This is a genomic window from Sphingomonas degradans (genome assembly GCF_053502645.1).
Window position 1 is genome coordinate 2,407,903 of the sequence record NZ_CP177172.1, and the last position, 21,636, is coordinate 2,429,538.

At 68.0% G+C, this 21,636-nt stretch carries 21 protein-coding genes; 3 read left to right on the forward strand and 18 right to left on the reverse strand.

What is annotated here, in order from left to right; genetic code table 11:
* Positions 1 to 219: 219 nt before the first annotated feature.
* A complete protein-coding gene (locus ACG3SL_RS10900; RefSeq protein ID WP_448661133.1) occupies positions 220 to 354 on the forward strand; it encodes an entericidin A/B family lipoprotein in 135 nt (44 codons plus the stop codon).
* 44 nt (positions 355 to 398) lie between these two features.
* Here the strand turns inward: ACG3SL_RS10900 and tatC are convergent, their stop codons facing one another.
* From tatC to nagZ, 6 genes are all read right to left on the reverse strand, one after another.
* Positions 399 to 1,172 (reverse strand): twin-arginine translocase subunit TatC, encoded by a 774-nt coding sequence (gene tatC, locus ACG3SL_RS10905; protein WP_448661134.1) that lies wholly within the window; start codon positions 1,170 to 1,172, stop codon positions 399 to 401.
* On the reverse strand, positions 1,169 to 1,630 hold the full coding sequence (gene tatB / locus ACG3SL_RS10910) for a Sec-independent protein translocase protein TatB (RefSeq protein WP_448661135.1): 462 nt from the start codon (positions 1,628 to 1,630) through the stop codon (positions 1,169 to 1,171). Before tatB ends, tatC begins: the two co-directional genes overlap by 4 nt.
* Positions 1,631 to 1,696: 66 nt before the next feature.
* Entirely contained in the window at positions 1,697 to 1,930 is a 234-nt protein-coding gene (locus ACG3SL_RS10915; RefSeq protein WP_448661136.1) for a twin-arginine translocase TatA/TatE family subunit, read from the reverse strand.
* 109 nt (positions 1,931 to 2,039) lie between these two features.
* A complete protein-coding gene (scpB, locus tag ACG3SL_RS10920; protein WP_448661137.1) occupies positions 2,040 to 2,618 on the reverse strand; it encodes an SMC-Scp complex subunit ScpB in 579 nt (192 codons plus the stop codon).
* Positions 2,615 to 3,352, reverse strand: a complete 738-nt coding sequence (locus tag ACG3SL_RS10925) for a segregation and condensation protein A (RefSeq protein WP_448661138.1) — start codon at positions 3,350 to 3,352, stop codon at positions 2,615 to 2,617. Before ACG3SL_RS10925 ends, scpB begins: the two co-directional genes overlap by 4 nt.
* Positions 3,353 to 3,374: 22 nt before the next feature.
* Entirely contained in the window at positions 3,375 to 4,382 is a 1,008-nt protein-coding gene (gene nagZ / locus ACG3SL_RS10930; RefSeq protein ID WP_448661139.1) for a beta-N-acetylhexosaminidase, read from the reverse strand.
* Between the two features lie 44 nt (positions 4,383 to 4,426).
* Between nagZ and ACG3SL_RS10935 the strand changes: the two genes are divergently transcribed.
* Positions 4,427 to 5,413 carry a hypothetical protein gene (locus tag ACG3SL_RS10935; RefSeq protein ID WP_448661140.1) on the forward strand — a complete coding sequence of 329 codons (987 nt, stop codon included), beginning with the start codon at positions 4,427 to 4,429 and terminating at the stop codon, positions 5,411 to 5,413.
* 138 nt (positions 5,414 to 5,551) lie between these two features.
* Here the strand turns inward: ACG3SL_RS10935 and ACG3SL_RS10940 are convergent, their stop codons facing one another.
* The 4 genes from ACG3SL_RS10940 to ACG3SL_RS10955 form a co-directional block, all read right to left on the reverse strand.
* Complete coding sequence (locus ACG3SL_RS10940; protein WP_448661141.1) at positions 5,552 to 6,274, reverse strand: SPOR domain-containing protein; 723 nt, start codon at positions 6,272 to 6,274, stop codon at positions 5,552 to 5,554.
* Between the two features lies 1 nt (position 6,275).
* Complete coding sequence (gene argS / locus ACG3SL_RS10945; protein WP_448661142.1) at positions 6,276 to 8,000, reverse strand: arginine--tRNA ligase; 1,725 nt, start codon at positions 7,998 to 8,000, stop codon at positions 6,276 to 6,278.
* Positions 8,001 to 8,074: 74 nt separating this feature from the next.
* Positions 8,075 to 9,229, reverse strand: a complete 1,155-nt coding sequence (locus ACG3SL_RS10950; RefSeq protein WP_448661143.1) for a DUF1501 domain-containing protein — start codon at positions 9,227 to 9,229, stop codon at positions 8,075 to 8,077.
* Positions 9,230 to 9,233: 4 nt separating this feature from the next.
* The gene (locus ACG3SL_RS10955) at positions 9,234 to 10,721 is read right to left on the reverse strand and encodes a DUF1800 domain-containing protein (RefSeq protein WP_448661144.1); all 1,488 of its coding nucleotides are present in this window, start codon (positions 10,719 to 10,721) and stop codon (positions 9,234 to 9,236) included.
* Positions 10,722 to 10,929: 208 nt separating this feature from the next.
* Here ACG3SL_RS10955 and ACG3SL_RS10960 point away from each other — a divergent pair, with 208 nt between their 5' ends.
* Positions 10,930 to 11,202, forward strand: a complete 273-nt coding sequence (locus ACG3SL_RS10960) for a hypothetical protein (protein WP_448661145.1) — start codon at positions 10,930 to 10,932, stop codon at positions 11,200 to 11,202.
* Positions 11,203 to 11,268: 66 nt separating this feature from the next.
* Here the strand turns inward: ACG3SL_RS10960 and ACG3SL_RS10965 are convergent, their stop codons facing one another.
* The 8 genes from ACG3SL_RS10965 to murC form a co-directional block, all read right to left on the reverse strand.
* Positions 11,269 to 12,435, reverse strand: coding sequence for a deoxyguanosinetriphosphate triphosphohydrolase (locus ACG3SL_RS10965; protein WP_448661146.1), 1,167 nt, complete (start codon positions 12,433 to 12,435; stop codon positions 11,269 to 11,271).
* A gap of 28 nt (positions 12,436 to 12,463) precedes the next feature.
* Positions 12,464 to 14,410 (reverse strand): SPOR domain-containing protein, encoded by a 1,947-nt coding sequence (locus tag ACG3SL_RS10970; protein WP_448661147.1) that lies wholly within the window; start codon positions 14,408 to 14,410, stop codon positions 12,464 to 12,466.
* 104 nt (positions 14,411 to 14,514) lie between these two features.
* Positions 14,515 to 15,981 carry a cell division protein FtsZ gene (gene ftsZ, locus ACG3SL_RS10975; RefSeq protein ID WP_448661148.1) on the reverse strand — a complete coding sequence of 489 codons (1,467 nt, stop codon included), beginning with the start codon at positions 15,979 to 15,981 and terminating at the stop codon, positions 14,515 to 14,517.
* 110 nt (positions 15,982 to 16,091) lie between these two features.
* A complete protein-coding gene (gene ftsA / locus ACG3SL_RS10980; protein ID WP_448661149.1) occupies positions 16,092 to 17,351 on the reverse strand; it encodes a cell division protein FtsA in 1,260 nt (419 codons plus the stop codon).
* A 4-nt stretch (positions 17,352 to 17,355) separates the two neighbouring features.
* Positions 17,356 to 18,249: a cell division protein FtsQ/DivIB gene (locus ACG3SL_RS10985; RefSeq protein ID WP_448661150.1), complete on the reverse strand. Its 894-nt coding sequence runs from the start codon at positions 18,247 to 18,249 to the stop codon at positions 17,356 to 17,358.
* Positions 18,246 to 19,166, reverse strand: a complete 921-nt coding sequence (locus tag ACG3SL_RS10990) for a D-alanine--D-alanine ligase (RefSeq protein WP_448661151.1) — start codon at positions 19,164 to 19,166, stop codon at positions 18,246 to 18,248. The genes ACG3SL_RS10985 and ACG3SL_RS10990 overlap by 4 nt, the downstream gene beginning before the upstream one ends.
* Positions 19,167 to 19,323: 157 nt before the next feature.
* Positions 19,324 to 20,265 (reverse strand): UDP-N-acetylmuramate dehydrogenase, encoded by a 942-nt coding sequence (murB, locus tag ACG3SL_RS10995; RefSeq protein WP_448661152.1) that lies wholly within the window; start codon positions 20,263 to 20,265, stop codon positions 19,324 to 19,326.
* Positions 20,220 to 21,626 (reverse strand): UDP-N-acetylmuramate--L-alanine ligase, encoded by a 1,407-nt coding sequence (gene murC / locus ACG3SL_RS11000; protein WP_448661153.1) that lies wholly within the window; start codon positions 21,624 to 21,626, stop codon positions 20,220 to 20,222. The genes murB and murC overlap by 46 nt, the downstream gene beginning before the upstream one ends.
* Between the last annotated feature and the right edge of the window lie 10 nt (positions 21,627 to 21,636).

Here is a 21,636-nt window from a genome sequence, read left to right on the forward strand (position 1 = left end):
TCTCGCTATCCAAGACATAGGCCCGGAAGCGTCAACCTCCCCCCCCGGTGGCGCTTCCGGGCCTAACACTTTCCCCCACATCGCGACTCTGCCCCAGCTGTCGCGCACACGTGCGTGTTCGCGGCCCCGGCCGGCGCTGACGGCTCATACCTGTGGCGGAACGATTGCGGGTGCCGGGCATTCTCCCCCCGCCATCCAACGGCAGTATGGAGTATCCCAATGCGCAAGATCATCGCATGTGCCGCGCTCGCCGGCGCGATCCTGGTTTCGGCCTGCAACACCGTCGAGGGCGTCGGCCGCGACGTATCCTCGGCTGGCAGCACCGTCGCCAACGCAGCCGACAAGGCGAAGTAAGTCAGCGGGCGCGCCCCTCCCCGTGCGGGAGGGGCGCGCCAGGCTCAGGCGCTCTCGGTCTCGGTATCGGCCTCGGCCAGCCGCTCGCGCCGTCGCCGGGTGAACCAGATCGCGACGAGCGCCAGGAAATACAATGCCACCAGCGGGATCGCGAGCAACAGCTGCGATCCGATATCGGGCGGGGTCAGCACCGCCGACAGCGCGAACGCACCCACGGTGGCATAGCGCCACGCGCCCTTCAGCTGCTCATAGGTGACGATGCCCGCGTGCTCGAGCAGCATCAGCAGCACCGGCAGCAGGAACGACAATCCGAAGCCGAAGATGAACTGCATCACGAACTTGAGATAGTTGTTCACGTCCGGCAGCGCCTGTTGCGCGACGCCGTTCAGGTCGCCCTGGAACCCCAGCAGGAATTTGAGCGCGACCGGGATCGCGACGAAATAGGCCATCGACGCGCCGGCAATGAACAGCACCGGCGTGGCGAGCAGGAACGGCAGCAGCGCGCGCTTTTCCTTGCGGTACAGGCCCGGCGCCACGAACTGCCACAGCTGGTTGGCGATCACCGGGAACGCGATCATCAGCGCGGCGAAGAACGCCACCTTGATCTCGACCAGGAAGCCGCCGAACACTTCGGTGTTGATGATCGTCACCTGCCCCGCCGTCTTGAGCGGCGCGACCAGGAAGCCCAGGATGTGGCGGGCGAAATACATGCAGCCGCCAAAGGCGACGATGAGCGCGCCGATCGACCAGAGCAGGCGGCGGCGCAGTTCGATCAGATGTTCGAGCAGGGGCGCCTGGGTATCGTCGATATCATTCACGGCAACGGTTCTTCCGGCGTGGCGGCGGGGGCCGCCTCTGCGGGGGCCTTGGGCTTGGGCTTGCGGACCCGCTTGGGCTTGTCGAGCGTCACCGGCCCTGGCGCAGTGTCGGAGGGCAAGGCCACCGGCAGGATTTCCGGCTGCTCCACCATCACCGGCGCGGGATCGGGATCATGGTCCGGCGTGTCCGCCACATGCTCCGGCGCGGGGAGCGGTGCGACGGGCGGATGCTCGCGCATGATCCGCTCATTCTCCGCCGCCCACTGCTTTTCCATTTCGGCAAGCTCGGATTCGCGGATCATCGTGTCGATGCCCGAACGGAACTGGCGGGCGACGCCGCGCGCCTTGCCCACCCATTTGCCGACGAAGCGCATCGCGCGCGGCAGGTCCTTCGGACCGATCACCAACAGCGCCACGACGGCCACAAGCAGCAACTCGGTCGGCGCTACGTCTAACATGCAATCGTGCCCCAGGCGCGCCCCGATAAGGGCGCGCCCCTTCTCGAAAGGAACAGGTTCAGCGGATCAACGCTCTTCGCGGGTCCGCTCGGCTTCGGTCTGGAAACCCGGTTCCGGCGCAGGCTTGCCCTCGATCCGCGACACCGGCTTCGGTGCCTCGTCATCCTCGGCCATGCCCTTCTTGAACTGCTTGATGCCCTTGGCGACGTCGCCCATCATGTTCGAGAAGCGGCTGCCCCCGAACAACAGAATCACCAAGATGCCGACAATCAGCCAGTGCATCAGGCTCATGCTACCCATGGAAAATCTCCTTGTACGCGGCACCCTATCTAGGCGTCGCAAGCCCTTACGGCAACGGCTGTGATAGCCCGGAACGGTCGTCCCGGACAGCGAATCGATGGCGCGAGCCCTATTCGCCTTCGATGACAGTTTCGCTTTCTGCGAGGTCGAGCGCAAGGTCCACCGGATCGAGCAGTCCGGCAGCGCGCAAATCCTCTATCCCCGGCAGGTCGCGGCGGCTCGCCAGCCCGAAATGGGTGAGGAAGCCCGAGGTGGTCACATAGGTGAGCGGCCGCCCCGGCACGTCGCGCCGCCCCGCCGGGCGCACCCACCCCGCCTCCATCAGCACGTCGATCGTGCCTTTGGAAATCTGGACGCCGCGGATCGCCTCGATCTCCGCGCGGGTGACGGGCTCGTGATAGGCGATGATCGCGAGCGTCTCGATGCCTGCGCGGCTGAGCTTGCGGCTCTCCTCGCGGTCGCGGCGCAACAGGTGCGCGAGGTCGGCGGCGGTCTGGAAATGCCAGCGGTCGCCCCGGCGGGCGATTTCCACCCCGCGCCCGGCATAGTGCGCCTCCAGCGCACGCAGCGCGCCGCGCACATCGGCGTCCTGCCCGACATGCGCCTTGATCTCATCGACCGACAGCGGATGCTCGGAGGCGAACAGCACGGCCTCCACCGCGCGGGACAGCGCATCGGGGGGAGTCATGCCGTCCCCTTGAGGTACAGCGGCGCAAACGCCGATTTCTGGCGAATCTCCAGCCGCCCCTGCCGCGCCAGCTCCAGCGCCGCGACGAAGGACGAGGCGAGCGCCGATTTGCGATAGGTCCCCGTCGCGCCTTCGGGCAGGAAGCTCTCCAGCGTGCTCCACTCGATCCGTACGCCGACCAGCTCGGATACGCGCTCGATCGCCTCCTCCAGCGTCATCACGTCGCGAACCGCGACGACGTGCATCACCGGGCGGGTGCGCGCGCTGATCCGGCCATAGGCGGCGATCAGGTCGTAGATTTCGGCTTCGTACCGCCCCTTGCGCACCACGCGCAGCCCCTCGGGCGCGGCGCGCAGGAACACGTCGCGGCCCAGCCGATCGCGCGCGACCAGCCGCGCCCCCGCCTCGCGCATCGCGTTCAGCCGCTCCAGCCGCAATTGCAGCCGCAGTGCCAGTTCCTCGGGGCTTGGCGTCTCCTCCGGGTTGCGCGGCAGCAGCAGCGCCGATTTCAGATAGGCGAGCCACGCCGCCATCACCAGATAATCGGCGGCCAGCTCCAGCTTGAGCGCGCGCGCCTGATTCACGAAGTCCAGATATTGCTCGACCAGGTGCAGGATCGAAATCTGGCGCAGATCGACCTTCTGGTTGCGGGCAAGCGCCAGCAACAGGTCGAGCGGCCCTTCCCAGCCCTCGACCTCGATCGTCAGCGTCTCTGCCCCCTCGGCCTCGCTCATGCGCCCACGTTAAGCAGAGCGATCAGGCGAGCGCCAGCAGTTCGTCCCGCTTCGCGATCAGCGCGGCGAAGTCCGCCGGCTCGGGCGCGCCCGCAACCGTCGCCATCGCGCGGTCCAGCCGGGTGCGGCATTCCGGGCTCGCCTCGCCGATCAGCCCGGCGATCTCGACCATTTCGTCCATCCGCGCCCAGCAATCGAGCACCACGTCGCATCCGGCCGCCAGCGCACCGGCCGCCTTCTCGCCCGCCGTGCCGCTCAGCGCCTTCATGTCGATGTCATCGGTCATCAACAGCCCGTCAAAGCCGATCCGCCCGCGGATGATGTCACCGATGACGGTGGGCGACAGCGTGGCGGGGCGCAGCGGGTCCCATGCGTCGAACACGAGGTGACAGGTCATGCCCATCGGCGCGTCGTGCAGGCTGGCAAAGGGCGCAATGTCGCTTTCCAGCGCGGCGGCATCGGCAGTGACGCGGGGCAGCTCGAGGTGGCTGTCGACCAGCGCGCGGCCATGGCCGGGAATGTGCTTGATCACGCCCACCACGCCCGCGCGACGCATCCCGTCGAGCATCGCCTGCCCCAGCGCCGCCACCCGCATCGGCTCGCCGCCGAACGCGCGGTCGCCAATCGCCGGCGTGACCGTGGGCTGGCGCACGTCGAGCAGCGGCGCGCAGTTCACCGTCACGCCGACTTCGGCCAGCATCATCCCCAGCGCCTGCGCACTCGCGCGGCACGCCTCGATCGCGGAAATGGGCGCGACATCGTACAGCGCGTCGAACGCCGCGCCGGCGGGAAAGGCGGGCCACTCCGGCGGCTGCATCCGCGCCACGCGCCCTCCCTCCTGGTCGATCAGGATCGGCAGGTCGTCGCGCCCCGTCAGCTCGCGCAGGCTGTCGGTCAGCGCGCGCATCTGGGCACGATCGCCGCAGTTCCGCTTGAACAGGATATAACCGAGCGGGTCGGCGTCCTTGAAAAAGGCGCGCTCGTCCGCAGTGAGTTCCAGGCCGGAAATGCCGAAGATGACGGGTTTCATGGCAGAGGCTCTAGCCGATGCGCCGGGCTGGGGGAAAGGGCATCATGCCCGAAACGCATGGCCGCGCGGCGACTTGGACTAAGGGCGGGACTGGTGGCCTTGGAACGAATGAAGGCGCCCAATTCTGTCGCTCATGTTTATTTTCGGTATTCCCAGAAGCTGCTGGGACACCGCAGATGATCTCGCGAAATCATCTGCGGCTCGTGACGGCCATTGCGATCGGCGCCATTGAAATAGATATTGGCTCGATGATAGATCAGATCGACGTTCACCCGTCCTTTCCGCAGCCGGATGACCATTCGCAAGTGATCTGGCGCTATATGGATTCGGATAAGTTCGAATGGCTGCTGGAGCATGGACGACTGTTCATGCCGAGCGCCGACAATCTGGGCGACCCCCGTGAAGGCTCGACACCGCTGGGCGAAATCGAATGGTGGGAGCAGGAGTACAAGGGCGCAGCAACCGAAGAACAACGAGCTACCGTTGCTCAAAATAGGCAATCCTTCTCCTACTTCGCACAGCACTTTCGTCCAAGATATTACGTTTCATGCTGGCACATGAATTCACATGAAAACTACTCTATGTGGCGTTGCTACACAAAAACAAAACGCGCATTGGCGATTAGGACAACGTATTCCGCGCTGCGTAACGCACTGCCGATTGCAGCGCTCATGGGCATGATCCGATACATTGACTACTCAACAGATCGATTACCATGGGGCAATATGTTCGAATACATCATGCATAAGGACATAACTTTCCAATATGAAGCGGAAGTGCGGGCGGTAGTGACATTACCTCCAAATGACGAGCTTGGACTTAAGGATTTCTTGACAGATCATTTCGCGCTGACGGCGAACCCGAATTTTCGCCTTTATGCTCCGAAGGTCGACGTGACCACACTGATTGACGGGATTGTTTTGCACCCCGAAGCATCAAAGGCCTACGCTGCAAAGGTTCGGAAGCTATGCGCCGCGAAAGGACTGCCAGCCCCCACACCCTCGCGGGAGACGGCAAGGCCGGTTTATTGACCACGCCGGCAACGGAGGGCTGCTTTCCATCCTTTCACTTCCGCAAGCGGTCTGTCGCTCTTCCACCCAACCTCGGACGTCCCGCCCATCGCCCTAGCGGTAGCTTACACCTGCACGCCCCAGAACCGATCGAACCGCTCAATTCGTGACGTAGCAATCCTCGCCCGCGACCTTCAGCTTGCCGCACAGGTCGCGCGCCTGTCCGTTGCTGCCCGCATTGACGCGCAGCCGCCAGATCGTCTTTCCGTCCTTTTCCGCGCGTTCCACCGATTTGCCGAGCGGGGCGAGATAGGCGAAGCGTTTGGACAGGCGCGCCCAGGCGATGTTGGCGCCGGCTTCGTTGGGGAATGCGCCGAGCTGGATCAGCCCGCCCGATGCCGCTGGGGCAGGCGCGGGCGCTGCAGGCGCCGCCGGCCTGGCCGCCGGCGCGGTGCGGGCGGCGGGTACCGCCATCGTCGCGGTCTTGGCGCCCGGTGCCGCCGCACCCGCAGCCGCCACGCGCGTTCCCTCCACCGGCGCTTCGGGCAGCGCGCCTGCGTTGATGCTGGCGTTGCTCGCCGCGCCCTGACTGGTGGCGAAGACGGTGTCGCCCTCGCCCTCCACCTTCATGCCGCCGCGTTCGTCCGGGCGCACCTTATAGTCGCCCGGCTGCGCCTCGATCAGCGCGCCGTTGCCGTTCACGCCCTGGTGCCGCTGATACCAGTAATAGCCAAAGCCCAGCGCCGCCGCGATCAACAGCAGCAACACGACCAGCGCCACGATGCGGCCCGCCGACGGGCCGGCGCGGTAATCGTCCTCCACGGTCTCGAGCCAGGGGAGCCTGTCGTCCGTATCGTATCCGGCTTCGGCGCGGGTGGTCATGTCAGTGCAGCTCCTCCACGGCTTCGACGCCCATCAGGGCGAGCCCGTTGCGGATAACCTGCCCTATCGCGCTGCCGAGGAAAAGCCGTGCGCACGTAATGCCCGGCTGGTCCGCCAGCACGAAGCGGCGATCGGGCCGATCGTTGCCCGCATTCCACAGCGCATGAAACTCGGCCGCGAGATCATAGAGATAGAAGGCGATCCGATGCGGCTCGCGCGCCAGTGCAGCACCCTCGACCACGCGCGGGAACTGCGCCGCGCGCTTCACCAGCGCCAGTTCCTCCGTATCAAGCAGGGACAGGTCCACTTCGGTGCACGAAATCCCCGCCTCTTCCGCCTTGCGATGCACCGATGCGATGCGGGCATGGGCGTATTGCACATAGAAGACGGGATTGTCCTTCGACGCTTCCACCACCTTGGCGAAGTCGAAATCCATCTGGGCATCGGACTTGCGCGTCAGCATCGTGAAGCGGACCACGTCCTTGCCGACTTCGCGCACGACATCGGCCAGCGTGACGAAGTTGCCCGCGCGCTTCGACATCTTCACCGGCTCGCCGCCGCGCAGCAACCGGACCATCTGGACCAGCTTGACGTCGAACTTGGTCTGCCCGCCGGTCAGCGCCGCCACGGCCGCGACGATCCGCTTGACCGTGCCGGCATGGTCCGCGCCCCAGATGTCGATCAGCTGATCCGCTTCCTGCGCCTTCTGGAAATGGTAGGCGAGGTCGGCGCCGAAATAGGTCCAGCTGCCGTTCGACTTCTTGATCGGGCGATCCTGATCGTCGCCGAACTGGGTGCTGCGGAACAGCGGCAGCTCGACCGGCTCCCAATCCTCGGGCGTCTCGCCCTTGGGCGCTTCCAGCACGCCATCATACACCAGCCCGCGCTCGCGCAGCCATGCCTCCGCCGCCTCGGGCTTGCCCGCCGCCTGCAACTCCGCCTCGGACGAAAAGACCTCATGCTCGATGCCGAGCAGCGCCAGGTCCGAACGGATCATCACCATCATCGCCGCGACCGCCGTCTTGCGGAACAGCACCAGCCATTCGCTCTCGGGCGCGCCGATATATTTGTCGCCATATTCCTCCGCCAGCGCGGCGCCGACCGGCTTCAGATAATCGCCGGGATACAGCCCCTCGGGGATCTCGATCGTCTCGCCCAGCGCCTCGCGGTAGCGCAGGTGCGCCGAACGGGCGAGGACATCGACCTGCCCGCCGGCGTCGTTGACATAATATTCGCGGATCACGCGGTGCCCGACAAACTCCAGCAACGTCGCCAGCGCATCGCCGACCACCGCGCCCCGGCAATGCCCCATGTGCATGGGGCCGGTCGGGTTGGCGGAGACATATTCCACGTTGACGCGCACGCCCTCGCCCAGCGTCGAGCGGCCATAATTGGGCCCGGCGGCAATGATGTCGGTCAGTTCCTCGCGCCACGTGTCGTCGGTGAGCGTCAGGTTGATGAAGCCCGGCCCGGCGACGCTGACGGCGGCGACTTCGGGCAGCTTTTCCAGGCCCGCGACGATCTTTTCCGCCAGCGCGCGCGGATTGGTGCCCGCCGGCTTGGCCAGCACCATCGCCGCGTTGGTCGCCAGATCGCCGTGCGTCACGTCGCGCGGCGGCTCCACCGTGACCGCGCGGCGCTCGATCCCCGCAGGCAGATCGCCGGCGGTGACAAGGGCGTCGAGCACATCGTTCAGATGCGCGGTGAAACGGGTATAGAGCGTCATGCAACAGTCCAGATTGCGCGAGGGAGCGCGCGCTGTACCCCAAGGGGCCAGCGCGCGCAAAGCCCGCAACGCAATCAGGCGCGGATCAGGTCGCGCATCGGCCTGGACGCCTTCATATCCGGGAACAAGGTGGCGGCGGTGCGCACCGGCGACAGGTCGAAATGCGCCGACACTGCGCTCTGGATCACATTGTCGAGCGCGGCGGTGGGCCGCAGGTCGCGGTTCTCATAGAGCTGGGCATCCGCTAGCCCCGGCCAGTCCGCCTCGATACGCCCGCCATTGACTGCGCCGCCCATCAGCATCGCCAGCGTGCCGGTGCCGTGATCGGTGCCCTGGGTGCCGTTGACCTTCACCGTGCGTCCGAACTCGGTCGCCACCAGCACCATCGTATCGGCCCAGAGCGGCCCCAGCCCGTCGCGCAGCCCGGCGATCATCGCGTCGAGCCCCTTGAACTGGCCGTTCAGCCGCCCGCGCTGGCCGGCATGGGTGTCCCATCCGCCCGTTTCGATCATCGCGATCCGCGCGCCGCCCTCGGCCCGCATCAGCTTGGCCGCCAGCGCGCCGGTGGCGGCGGCGTTGCGGCCATTGTCGCTGGCCAGGTCGCCCGCCAGCATCCGCGTGGCCACCGCCTGTTCCCAGATCGCGTGCAGCTCGGGATCGGCATCGTACATGCTTCCGACGCGCGCGATCAGATCGTCCGACGCATCGGGCAGCGACGACGGCGCATAGCTCGCGACTTCGATCTTGCCGCGCAGCGCCATCGGGATCGTCGCCGCCAGCGCGATCGCGCTCTCGTCATTCTGCGGCAACAGGCTCAGCAGCCGGTTCAGCCAGCCATCCTTGAGCGCATAGGCAGCGGTGCCGCCGGTCTCGAGCACGTTCTGCCCGTCGAAATGCGAGCGGTCGCGATAGGGCGACGCCACCGCATGGACGAACAGCGCCTGCTTCGCCTGGTACAGCCCGGCGATGTTGGTCAGCGCAGGGTGCAGCGCGAACATCGAATCCAGTTTGGGCGCGGTGGCGAAATCGAGCGCCAGTTCGCCGCGCTGGCTGGCAAAGGCCGGGTCGCCGACCGGCGCCAGCGTGCCCAGCCCGTCGGCGGCGCCGCGCTGGATCACAAAGACGAATCGCCGTTCGGTGGCCGCGCGGGCGAACACCACGCGCGAGCCAAAGGCCGAAGTGGCCATGGCAGAGGCGCCGAGCGCCACGAAGCTGCGTCGTGAGAACATGGCCTTATCTCCGCATGAATTCGGCCGAGGCGAGCATCAGTGCGATGCCCTGGCTCGGGCTTTCGGCGCGCGCGATCGCCTGGGTCGTGGCGGGGGTGACCGCGCCGGGGAAGAGTTCGGCAACGCGCGCACGCGGGTCCACCATGTCGCGAGTGCGCTGTGCCATGCGCTCGGAAGCCTCGACGCGGCGCATCACTGCGTCGGGCCCTGCCCAGCTGCCCGAGACGTCTTCCCATCCGGCGGGCGAGCCCGGCTTCCACACCGGCTGGCCGAGCTGTGCGAGCAGCCCCTGCGTCCCCTTGCCCTGCGGCCTGTTGCCCAGCGCGCGCATCGCCGACACGCTCCATTCCCAGGGCGATTTGAACTTCACCGGGCGATCGACCCAGCATTCGGGCGAATCGATCAGCGTGCGGTACACGGTCGGCAGGTCGCCACCCGATTTCAGGAACGCCTTTTCCAGCCGCGCGACCAGCGTCGGGGGCGGATCGTCGCCCGCAAAGTGCCGCGCCAGCTTGGTCGCGATATGGCGCGCGGTCGCCGGGTGCGTGGCCAGCATGTCGAGCACCGACGCCGCCTGCGCCTCACCCTGCTGGTCCCATTGCCGGCCCAGGATCGTGCGGGTGCCCGGCTCGTGCAACTGCTCCAGGAACGCGAAGCTGCCCACGGGGCCGCCCGCACTCTGCTTGCCGGCCGCCCTGCCCAGCCCGTCGACGGTCCAGCCGGTCATGGCGCGCGCAAACTCGGTCACGTCCGCCTGGGTATAGACCGTGCGCACGCCCAGCGTGTGCAGCTCCATGATCTCGCGCGCGAGATTTTCGTTCAGCCCCAGCCGTCGCCCGCGCCGGCCGCGCTGCGTGGCAACCGCGCTGCCCGGCCCGACCGACTCGGCCTGGTTGAGATAGATCAGCATCGCCGGATGCCGCTCGACCGCGTTCAGCATGTCGCCGAACCGGCCCAGCACATGCGGGCGGATCGCCTCGAACTCCAGCGTGCCGGCAAGGCCGATCAGGCGGAACTCGTCCGCCGACACCGCAAAGTGATTGGCCCAGAAATGCACCAGCCGCTCGACGAACGGCGTGTCGGTCGCGAACGCGCTTTCGGCCCGCGCCTGCACCATCAGCGAATATTGGTCCTGCGCCACTTTCTGCGCCGCGCGTCGCGCCTCCTGCGCGGGCGTGCGCGGTTCCGGGGCGGGTTTTGACATGGCCGCCGCCGCAGCCATTTGCTCGCCCGGGGGCGGCACTGCCGCCGCTGGCGGTGCAACGGGCGCAGCGGCAGGCGTGCGGTTCAGACGGAGTAGCCGGGCCTGCTCCACATAGGCGGCGATCGCCTCCGCCACTTGCCGGCTGCCGGGCGCGCGGGCGATGGCCGGGGGGCGCGGGTCATAGCGATCGAATTGCGCGATCAGCCATTTGCGGGGGTCCGCCCCTGCCTGCTGGCCCGGCACTGCGCCCAGGCCGAACCGGTTCAACGCGATACTAGCATCAGTCACGATGGGATTCCTTTGCGACCGTACCTTCCCTGCATAACGCTGCATTGTCGCAGAAGTTTGTCATCCGCGCGAGGGCGCGATTGCAAATGGCGCAACTGGCGATTGTCGCGTTTGCGGTTGTGACCATTGGTGCGCTGCAACATAATGTTAGCGATAACATAAACCGGGATGAGGATCTGGCTCTTGTAACCATCCAAGGAGAAAGATCATGGCTCGACTGATTTTCGCGGCTGCCGCTGCAACGCTCGCCCTCGCTACCCCGGCTCTGGCCGCCGAGCGCAGCTTCACGCACGAAGGCGTGACCTACACCTACACCGTCACCCCCAAGGGCGATGCCCGCGTTCTCGAAGGCACCGCATCGCAGGGCGGCCGTTTCCGCTTCGTCGTGCGCGATGGCTGGGTCAGCGGCTTTGCCGGCAATGCCCGCGTCTCGTTCCGCGCGCCGAAGAGCAACACTGCGGTGATCGTCGCTTCGCGCTAAGCCGCGTCGCAACGCTGCATACAGGAAGGGCCTTCGCGCACCGGCGCGGAGGCCCTTTCGCATGGGTCAGAAGCCTTCGGGCAAGTCGATCCTGCCCACCACTTCGCGATAGCGGGCAATGGCGTAGCGATCGGTCATCCCCGCAATGAAATCGGCGATGTGCCGGCTGCGCCACGGCGCGCCTTCGGGCAGCGCGTCGCGCCATTCCGCCGGCATCAGCGCCGGATCGGCAGCATAGGCCGCGAACAGCCCCGCCACCACGCCATGCGCAGCCTCCGCCGCCGCCAGCTGGCTGGGATGGTGGTACAGATTCGCGTACATGAAGCGCTTCAGCCCCCGTTCGGCGTCGCGCATCCCGTCGGAAAACGCCGCCAGGCACTGCCCCGCCGCGCGCACATCGGCCACCGAGCCGATCTCCGCCGCCGCCAGCCGCGTGCGAGTCGCGCCGATCAGGTCGTTGACCATCTCGCCGATCTGCGACCGGATCAGTTCTCCCACCAGCCGCTTGGCCGGCGTGCCCGGGAACTTCGCCTCCACCCGGCGCCAGCCATCGGCGACCATCGGCAGTTCCATCATCTGGTCCAGCGTCAGCAGCCCCGCGCGCAGCCCGTCGTCGATGTCGTGATTGTCGTACGCGATGTCGTCGGCGATCGCCGCGACCTGCGCCTCGAGCGAGGGCCAGGTTTCCAGCTCCAGCGGGAACGCCGCATCCGCCGCCGCCAGCGCCCATTCGGGCCGCGCGATCGGGCCATTATGCTTGGCCAGCCCCTCCAGCGTGTCCCAGGTCAGGTTGAGCCCGTCCCATGCCGGATAGGGCCGCTCCAGCACGGTCAGGGTGCGCAGCGTATGGCCGTTATGGTCGAAGCCCCCCGCCCCTTCCAGCGCCGCTTCCAGCGCGTCCTCGCCGGCATGGCCGAACGGCGGGTGGCCGATGTCGTGCGCCAGGCACAGCGCCTCGGTAAGATCCTCGTTCAGCCCCAGCGCGCGCGCGATCGTCCGCCCGATCTGCGCGACTTCCAGGCTGTGCGTCAGCCGGACGCGGAAATGGTCGCCATCGGGCGCCATGAACACCTGCGTCTTGTGGCGCAGCCTGCGGAAGCTGATCGAATGGATGATCCGGTCGCGGTCGCGCTGGAACGCATCGCGGGGCCCGCGCACTTCGCCACCGGCCTCGGGATGCTGCCGCCCCCGGCTGTCGGCGGGCATACATGCCCAGGGGGCGTGGCCGGTCACGCCCGGCGCTTTCGACACGAAAACGCGATCACTTTGCCTCGATCCTGTTGATCTTCTGCCCCGCCTCGCTGGTGAAGACGAACGCCGACACGCCTTCCTTGCGCAGCGCGTTGACGAATGCCTGGGCCTCGTCGCCCGACTTGAACGGTCCCGCAAGCACGCGATTGGTGGCGCGCAGCGGCGTCCACCAGCCTGCCTTGCCCCGGAACGCCGCCGGCGCCTTCGCGACCACCGCCTTCCACGCCTTTGGCAAGGATGCCTCATTGGCCCCACCGGCGACCTGAACCCAGGCGCGGGCAGGATCGTCCTTCTTGGGATCGGGCTTCTTGGCCTTGGGATCGGGCTTCGCCTTCGGGTCCGGCTTGGCCTTGGCGGCCGGCTCCGCCTTGCCCTTGGGCGCGGGCTTGACCGGCTCGGGCGTCGGCTTGGGGACGACTTTCGGCTTTGCAGGTTCGGGCGCAGGCGCGGCCTCGACCGGCGCGGCGGCGGTCACCACCACCGTCGGGGGCGCGTTGAGCGCCGCCAGTTCCTCGCCCGGAATAGTGATATTCGCGACAATCGCCGCCAGAACCGCATCCTCCTGCCCCACGCGCGCAGGCCCCGGGGGTGCCGGCTCGGGGCGCGGCGGGATTGCCGTCATGCGGACAAAGGGTTGTTCCGGCGCCGGCGCCGGTGCGGCAGCGGCGGGCTGGGGCAGCGGCTCGACGGCGCGCGGCTGGGCGGGCTCAACCACGGGCGCCGCAGTCGCGACGGGCTGCACCGTGCGCGCAACGGGCTGTTCGGCCAGTCGCGCGGCCTGCTCGGCATAGCTGGGCGGTGCGGCCACGGGTGCGGGCTGCGGTGTGGTGCGGCTGGCCAGTTGCACGGGCGGCGTGCTCTGCGGCTGGGGCTGTGCGCTGGACGCAGCGGCGGGACGCGGCGAAGCGGTCACCGGCGCCGGCCGTGGCGCGGCACGGCTCGCCATCTGGACGGGCGCGCTCTGCGGCTGGGGCTGCGGGCTCGACGCAACCGCCACCGGCGCGGCCTGACGCTCGTTGCGCTCCGCTAGCTCGCGCTCGCGCCGCGAGCGACGTTCGCCGATGCCGCCGCGCGCGGCAGTGGCCGTCGGCGGTGCGGCGGCGGCAAGCTGCACCGGGCGCTGCTCGGCGACATAGGCCGGGATCGGCGGCGCCATCCGCGCGTCCGCCAGCCGCGCCTGCGTCGGCGACAATTCGCCGAAATGCACCGCAAAGGCGCGATCCGCCGGCGACATCACTGCAAGCCGGCGGAAGAACGGCACCAGCGACTGCGCCATCGCGCCCATCATGTTGGCAGCAATCCGCTCGGCGCCGGCAATGTCGCCGTTCATCGCCTGGATAAAGGCACGGGCGCGCCACGCCGCCCGATCGCTCTTGCGCAGCAGCGGATCGAGCTGCGCCATCGCCTGGTCCACATGCCCGGTCATGCCGAGCGACAGCGCATAGCGCCGCACCGTCTCGTCATCGCGCTCGATCGCCAGCGCGGTCACATAATCGCGCTGCGCCAGCGCAGGATTGCCGAGCAGGTCATAGGCAAAGGCCCGGTCACCGGCGAACTCGCGCGCCGGCACGCCGCGCGCCTCCGCCGTCTGGAACAGCCGCAGTGCCTCGCCGGGCCGCTCCATCCGCACCAGCACCGCGCCGCGACCCGACAGGATGCGCGGATTGCTCGGATCGACCAGTTCGGCGCGCTGGAAAAAGGCGAGCGCCGCCGGCGTATCACCCAGCCGCGCGCTCAGCACGCCCGCGCGCAACAGCGCGCTGATGTCGCGCGGATCGGCGGCGATGACGCGGATCTGCTCGGCCAGCCGGTCCGCATCCGGGTTGGCCTGCGGCACCACTTCGGTCTGGGCGAGGCTGGGCGATGCCCCGGTCTGGGCGAAGGCCGTCGAGGCGCCCGACTGGGCCGCGAGGACCAGTCCCAGCGCGATCGGGCGCGATAAACGAATCCGGATCATGTCGGCCCAAGCTAGACGCGCGTTTGCGCGAACCGCCAACAACGTCGCGCCGGCCGCTCGCCAAAGCGAGGCAGGCCGGCGACGAACGTCGTTTTCAGGCGGGATTACTGGTTGTTCTGGCTGCGCAGGAAACGCGGGATGTCCAGCGGGTCCTTATCGTCGTCCTCGGCCTTGGCGCCGCGCGATGCCGATGCCATTCGCTCGAACAGCGTGCCGCCCGAACGGCGGGCAGGCTTCGCCTCGGGCGCAGGCGCCGGCTCGTCATCCACGGCGCCGGTCAGCCAGCGGCGACGGCTCGTCGTCTCGGCTGCGGGCGCGACCGGGGCGGGTGCCGGCTGGGGCACGGCAACTTCTTCGCCGAGCAGCAGTTCGTCGGCATCGGGCGGCGCCAGCGGCGCGACTGGCTCCGCGATCGGTGCGGGGGCATAGGCCTCGGGCGCGCGGGGGGCCTCCACAACCGGCTCGGGCGCAGGCGCGGGGGCCGGCTCCGCAATCTCGGGCGCGGCGACGGGCGCTGCGGTCTCGGCGGCGGCAGTGCGGCGCGGCGTGGAGAAGGAAAACACGCGCGGCTGTTCGGTCACAGCCGGCGCCGGCTTCGCCTGTGCGTCCGCGTCGATGCCGGTAGCGACCACCGACACGCGGATGCGGCCTTCCAGCTCCGGGTTGAACGCCGAACCCCAGATGATGTTCGCATCGGGATCGACCAGCTCGCGGATATGGTTCGCGGCTTCGTCGACTTCGAGCAGGCGCATGTCCTCGCCGCCGGTGATCGACACGATCACGCCCTTGGCGCCGTTCATGCTCACGCCGTCCAGCAGCGGGTTGGCGATCGCCTTCTGCGCGGCGATCAGCGCGCGGTCGTCGCCGTCCGCCTCGCCGGTGCCCATCATCGCCTTGCCCATTTCCTGCATCACCGAACGCACGTCGGCGAAGTCGAGGTTGATGAGGCCGGGCATGACCATCAGGTCGGTGATGCCGCGCACGCCCTGCTGCAGCACCTCGTCCGCCATTTCGAACGCTTCCTTGAAGGTCGTGTTGGCATTGGCGATCAGGAACAGGTTCTGGTTCGGGATGACGATCAGCGTATCGACGTACTTCTGCAGTTCCTCGATGCCCGCTTCTGCCGATTGCGCACGGCGCTTACCTTCGAAGGAAAAAGGCTTGGTGACCACGCCCACGGTCAGGATGCCCATGTCACGCGCCGCCTTGGCGATGACCGGGGCCGCGCCGGTGCCGGTGCCGCCGCCCATGCCGGCGGCGATGAAGCACATATGCGCGCCTTCCAGTGCCTTCTGCACCTGGTCGATCGTCTCTTCGGCGGCGGCACGACCGATCTCGGGCCGCGAACCGGCGCCCAGCCCTTGCGTGATCTTGGTGCCCAGCTGGATGCGGTGCCCCGCCAGCGACTGCTTCAGCGCCTGCGAATCCGTGTTCGCGACCAGGAACTCAACGCCCTGCACTTCGGCCCGGATCATGTTGGCGATCGCGTTCCCGCCGGCGCCACCCACGCCGATCACCGTGATCTTGGGGGTCAGTTCGTCGACCTCAGCCGGAAGGAATTCGATACTCATCACTATGTCTCCCTGGCGCCGCAGACGCAATGGAGCGGCACGTTGACTTAACGTTCTGCACCAAGCCCCCCCGCGACTCTAGTGCAAAGAGGGGGCCCGGTCGCATTTCTTCAATAATTCGCCCGAAAGGCGGCCATCAATCGCTGGAACAGCGCGCCGGGGCTGGTCTTGGTCACAAGCTGGTGGCTCGGCTCCAGCGCGCGCAGGTCGATCGGATCGGCCGCGGCGAACCGCGCCAGCCCGGCCAGAGTGGCAAAGGCCGGGCCCGAATGCGCCTCAGGCAGCGCAACCAGCCCCTTGGGCCGCCCCACGCGCACGGCGCTCCCCAGCGATTGCTGCGCGTAATCGGCCACGCCCTTCAGCTCGGCCCCGCCGCCCGTCAGCACGATCTGCCGCCCGATCGGATCGGAGAAGCCCAGCTTCTTCAGTTCCTTCTGGATTTCGGCCATCAGCCGTTCCAGCCGCTGGCGGATGATCGCGTTGAGCTGCGCCTTGGTCACGCGCGGCCCCTCGGCATTTTCGTCGGGGATCGCCAGCACGACGTCGATCATCTCGTGATTGTCGCGCGGCGACAGGTTCGCCGATCCATGGAAGCATTTGGTCCGCTCGGCCCAATGCCGCGCGGTACCGAAAGCCGATGCGATGTCGTCGGTGATATCCGCCGACCCCATCGGGATCGACGCCAGCCCTGCCAGCACACCGCCGGCGAACACCGAGACATTGGTGACCCCCGCCCCGATCTCGACCAGCGCGACGCCCAGCTCGCGCTCTTCCTCGGTCAGACAGGCCAGCCCCGTCGCCACCGGCGCTGCGATGATCGAGCGCACTTCCAGATGCGCCGACCGGACGCACAGGTCGAGGTTGCGCACCGGCGAGCCCTCGGTCGCCACCACATGGATGTCCACGCCCAGCCGATCGGCGTGCAGCCCCAGCGGACGCTTGACCCCGGCCAACCCATCGACCGTGTAGCGCGTGGGCTGCGCGTGGAGCACCATCTTGCCCTGCGGATCGATCGCGTCGCGCCCCGCGCGCAGCAGTTCGTCGATGTCGCCCTGTTCGACGCGGTGCCCGCCCAGATCGGCCTCGAGCTTGACGATGTCCGAAATCAGCCCGCCCGCCGAAAAGCTGACCCACACATCCTCGATATTGGTCCCGGCGATGCGTTCGGCCTGCTCCACCGCCTCGCGGATCGCGATTTCCGTGGCGTGCATGTCGGCGACATAGCCGCGCTTCACGCCCCGGCTCTCACGCTGGCCGGTGCCGAGCACGACCAGCTGGCCGTCGTCGGTCTTCTGCGCGATCAGTGCCGAGACCTTGGACGAGCCCACGTCGAGCGCGGTAATCAGACCTTCCGGTGCCGTTTTCGCCACTGCCCTATTCCCCTGTCACGATGCGCGGCGCCGGTTGCCCCACCGGCCGCTGCACCACCATATTGCCGGGCACGCGCATATCAAAGCGGATCGAGCCCTTGCCCAGCAGCCGCTGTTCGCCGTCCAGCGCGGCGAACTTGCGCAGCGCCGCCGCCGCTTCGCTCTCGCCCTCGGGCAGCTGGAGCCGCTCGCCCGAATTGAACGTCACGTCCCAGCGGCGATTGCCGACCCAGGTGACTGCCTTGACCAGCGGCTTGAGCGCCGGCGCCTCGTCCATCAGCTTGCGCCGCGCGGGCTCCTGCGCATTGGCGCCGTCACCGATCAGCAGCGGCAGATCGGGCATCGCGGTGGGCGACACCGGCTCCAGCGGCACGCCGCTCGGGTCGACCAGCATCAGCTGCCCGTGATTCTGCCAGATCGCCCCCGGCACCCGCTCGACGATGAAAATACGCAGCGTATTGGGCAGCCGCCGCGACACGCGCGCGTCCTCGATCCACGGATATTTGAGCAGCCGCTCGCGCACCAGCGCCAGGTCGACCAGCGGCATCGCGCGCGAATCCTGGTCTAGTGCCTGGCTGTACACGGTCATGCGGTCCATCCGCTTGAGCCCGTCGATCTGGATCTCGTCGACCTTCAGCCCGGCCTCGCCCACCACATTGGCGAGCGCGACGCCGGCCATCGCCGGAAGCCCCGCATAAGCGGCCAGCCCCAGCGCACCCGCGCCGACCACGGCCAGGATGCTCCAGCTCGCGATCCGCTGCAGCGTCGCCTCGCTGAACGGCAGCGCGGCGACCGCCTGGTCCAGCAGGCCGGGACGCTGCGGACGACGCGACGCCGCCTTGCGCTTCTTGGGCGGGCCGCGCCGCGTCGCGGTGCGCTGGACCGGCTTGCGGCTCACAAGGCCTCGTCCACGATCATCTGGACCAGTTGCGGATAGTCGATGCCCAGATGGCGCGCCTGTTCGGGCACGAGGCTGAGCGGCGTCATCCCCGGCTGGGTATTCACTTCGAGCAGGAACAGCCCGTCCGCCCCCTGGCTGTCGTCCCAGCGGAAATCGGACCGCGACGCGCCCTTGCACCCCAGCAGCCGATGCGCATCGAGCGCGATGCGCTTGCACGCATCCGCCACGTCGTCGGGGATGTCAGCGGGAAAGACATGCTCGGTCAGCCCGTCGGTATATTTGGCGTCGTAATCGTAGAAGCCGGTCTTGGGCTTCAATTCGGTCACGCCCAGCGCCCGATCACCCAGCACCGCCGTCGTCAGCTCGCGCCCCCGGATGAACGGCTCGGCGAGCAGTTCGTCGAATTCCTGCCACGGCCCGCGCGCGTCGGGGCTGATCGGATTGCCATAGTTGCTCTCGGTGGTGACGATTGCCACGCCCACCGACGAGCCCTCGTTCACCGGCTTGAGCACATAGGGGCGCGGCAGCGGGTCGTGCCGGTACAGTTCGTCGCGCGACACCATCCGCCCGCCGGGCATCGGGATGCCGTGCGGCACCAGCGCCTGCTTGGTCAGCTGCTTGTCGATCGCGATGACGGACGTGACCATGCCGCTATGCGTGTAGCGCAGCCCCATCAGGTCGAGCATGCCCTGCACGCTGCCATCCTCGCCCGGCGTGCCGTGCAGCGCGTTGAACACCAGATCGGGCTTCGCCTCGGCCAGCTTGACCGCAACGTCACGGCCCATGTCGATGCGCGTGACGCGGTGGCCCAGGCTCTCCAGCGCATCGGCAATCCCCGCCCCGGACATCAGCGACACCTCGCGCTCGGCGGACCATCCGCCCATCAATACGGCGATGTGAAGGGGTTGCGTCATGCCGATCCTCCCCGGCACGGGGAGGGGGACCAAGACGCGTAGCGGCTTGGTGGAGGGGGAGCGAGGCAAGGGATTCCGGCGCGGAGAGCCCCCTCCACCACGCGGCTGCGCCGCGCGGTCCCCCTCCCCGTTCCGGGGAGGATCTTGGTACGCATCTTCACTTTCCGACTCCCACCCGCTGTATTTCCCATTCCAGCTCCACGCCCGACTGCGCCTTCACGCGCGCACGGACGTCTTCGCCCAGCGCTTCGATGTCGGCGCTGGTCGCATTGCCAAGGTTGAGCAGGAAATTGCAGTGTTTTTCGCTCACCTGCGCGTCGCCCCGCCGCAAACCGCGACAGCCGGCGGCATCGACCAGTGCCCAGGCCTTGTGCCCGTCCGGGTTCTTGAAGGTCGATCCGCCGGTCTTCGAGCGCAGCGGCTGCGATTCCTCGCGCGCGGCGGCGATGCGGTCCATTTCCGCCTGGATTTCGTCCGCCGGCTTGGGGAAGCCACGAAACGTCGCGCTGACCACGATCGCCCCTTCGGGCAGGGTGCTATGGCGATAGGTATAGCCAAGCTCGGCGTTCGCGAGCACGCGCCGCTCGCCCGATCGCAGCACGATCTCGCATTCGACCAATATGTCGCACGTCTCGCGGCCATAGGCGCCGCCGTTCATCCGCACGAAGCCGCCGACCGTGCCGGGGATCGAGCGCAGGAACTCGATGCCGCCAATCCCTGCATCGCGCGCCTTGGACGACACGAGAATGCCGGAGGCCCCGCCCCCACAGCGCAGCGTGGTCTGGTCCAGCGTCTCGACGCCCGCAAACGCCTTGCCCAGCCGCACCACCACGCCCGGCACCCCGCCGTCGCGCACGATCAGGTTGGACCCCAGCCCCAGCCCCATCACCGGCACCGCCGGATCGAGCGCGCGCAGGAACGCAGCCAGATCGTCGGCATCGGCCGGCTCGAACAGCCACTGCGCCGCGCCGCCGCTCTTGAACCAGACCAGCGGCGCGAGCGGCGCATCGGCGGTCAGCTTGCCGCGTACCGGAGGAAGATCGGCAATTGCCGTCACGCGCGCGCCGCTTCGATTCCGGCGGCGAGCCCCGCTGCCCATTTGGTGATGTCGCCCGCGCCCAGGCACACCACCATGTCGCCGGGCACCGTCACTTCGGCCAGTGCCTGCGCCAGCGCGTCGGCATTCGCCACGGCGGCGACCGCGCGATGCCCGCGCCGCTTGATGCCCTCGGCCAGCGCGTCCGAATCCACGCCCTCGCGCGGCGCCTCGCCGGCGGCATAGACCGGCGCGACATAGACCATGTCGGCGTCGTTGAACGCCTGTGCGAAGTCATCCATCAGGTTTTCGAGGCGCGAATAGCGGTGCGGCTGCACGACCGCGATCACCCGCCCCTCGGCGCTTTCGCGCGCGGCGGCCAGCACGGCGCGGATTTCCACCGGATGGTGGCCGTAATCGTCGATCACGGTCACGCCCTGCGTCTCGCCCACCTTGGTAAAGCGCCGCTTGACCCCGCCGAACCGGGCGAACCCCTTCTGGATCGTAACGTCGGGAATGCCCAGCTCCAGCGCCACGCCGATCGCGGCCAGCGCGTTCTGGACATTGTGGCGGCCCGGCATCGGCAGCTCGATATTCTCGATCGAGCGCGTGGTGCCGTCGCGGTGGCGGATGATCGCCTCGAACCGGTTGCCGCCCGAATGCGGCGTCACGTTCACGCCGCGCACATCGGCGCTGGCGGCAAAGCCATAAGTGACGATCCGGCGATCGCGCACGCGCGGGATGATCGCCTGCACTTCCGGATGATCGAGGCACAGCAGCGCCGCGCCGTAGAAAGGCACGTTCTCGACGAACTCGACATAGGCATCCTTGGCGCGCTCGAACGAGCCATAATGGTCGAGATGCTCGGGGTCGATGTTGGTGACGACCGCGATGGTGCCGTCGAGCCGCAGGAAGCTGCCGTCGCTCTCATCGGCCTCGACCACCATCCACTCGCTGTCACCGAGGCGCGCGTTCGAGCCGTACTGGTTGATGATGCCGCCGTTGATGACCGTCGGGTCCACCCCGCCCGCGTCGAGCAGCGCCGCGACCATCGAGGTCGTCGTCGTCTTGCCATGCGTGCCGGCCACTGCGACGGTGGACTTGAGCCGCATCAACTCGGCCAGCATTTCCGCGCGGCGCACCACGGGAACGCGGCGCTCATAAGCCGCCTCGACTTCCGGGTTGGTGCGCACGATCGCCGTGGAGACGACCACCACCGCCGCATCGCCCAGATTGTCGGCGCTGTGCCCGATCGCGACATGGATACCGCGCTTGCGCAATCCTTCGATGACATAGCCTTCGGCCACGTCCGAGCCCTGCACCTTGTATCCCAGATTGTGCATCACTTCGGCGATGCCCGACATGCCGATGCCGCCGATGCCGACGAAATGGATCGTGCCGATGTCGGTTGCGACACCCTTCATGCGTTCAGGT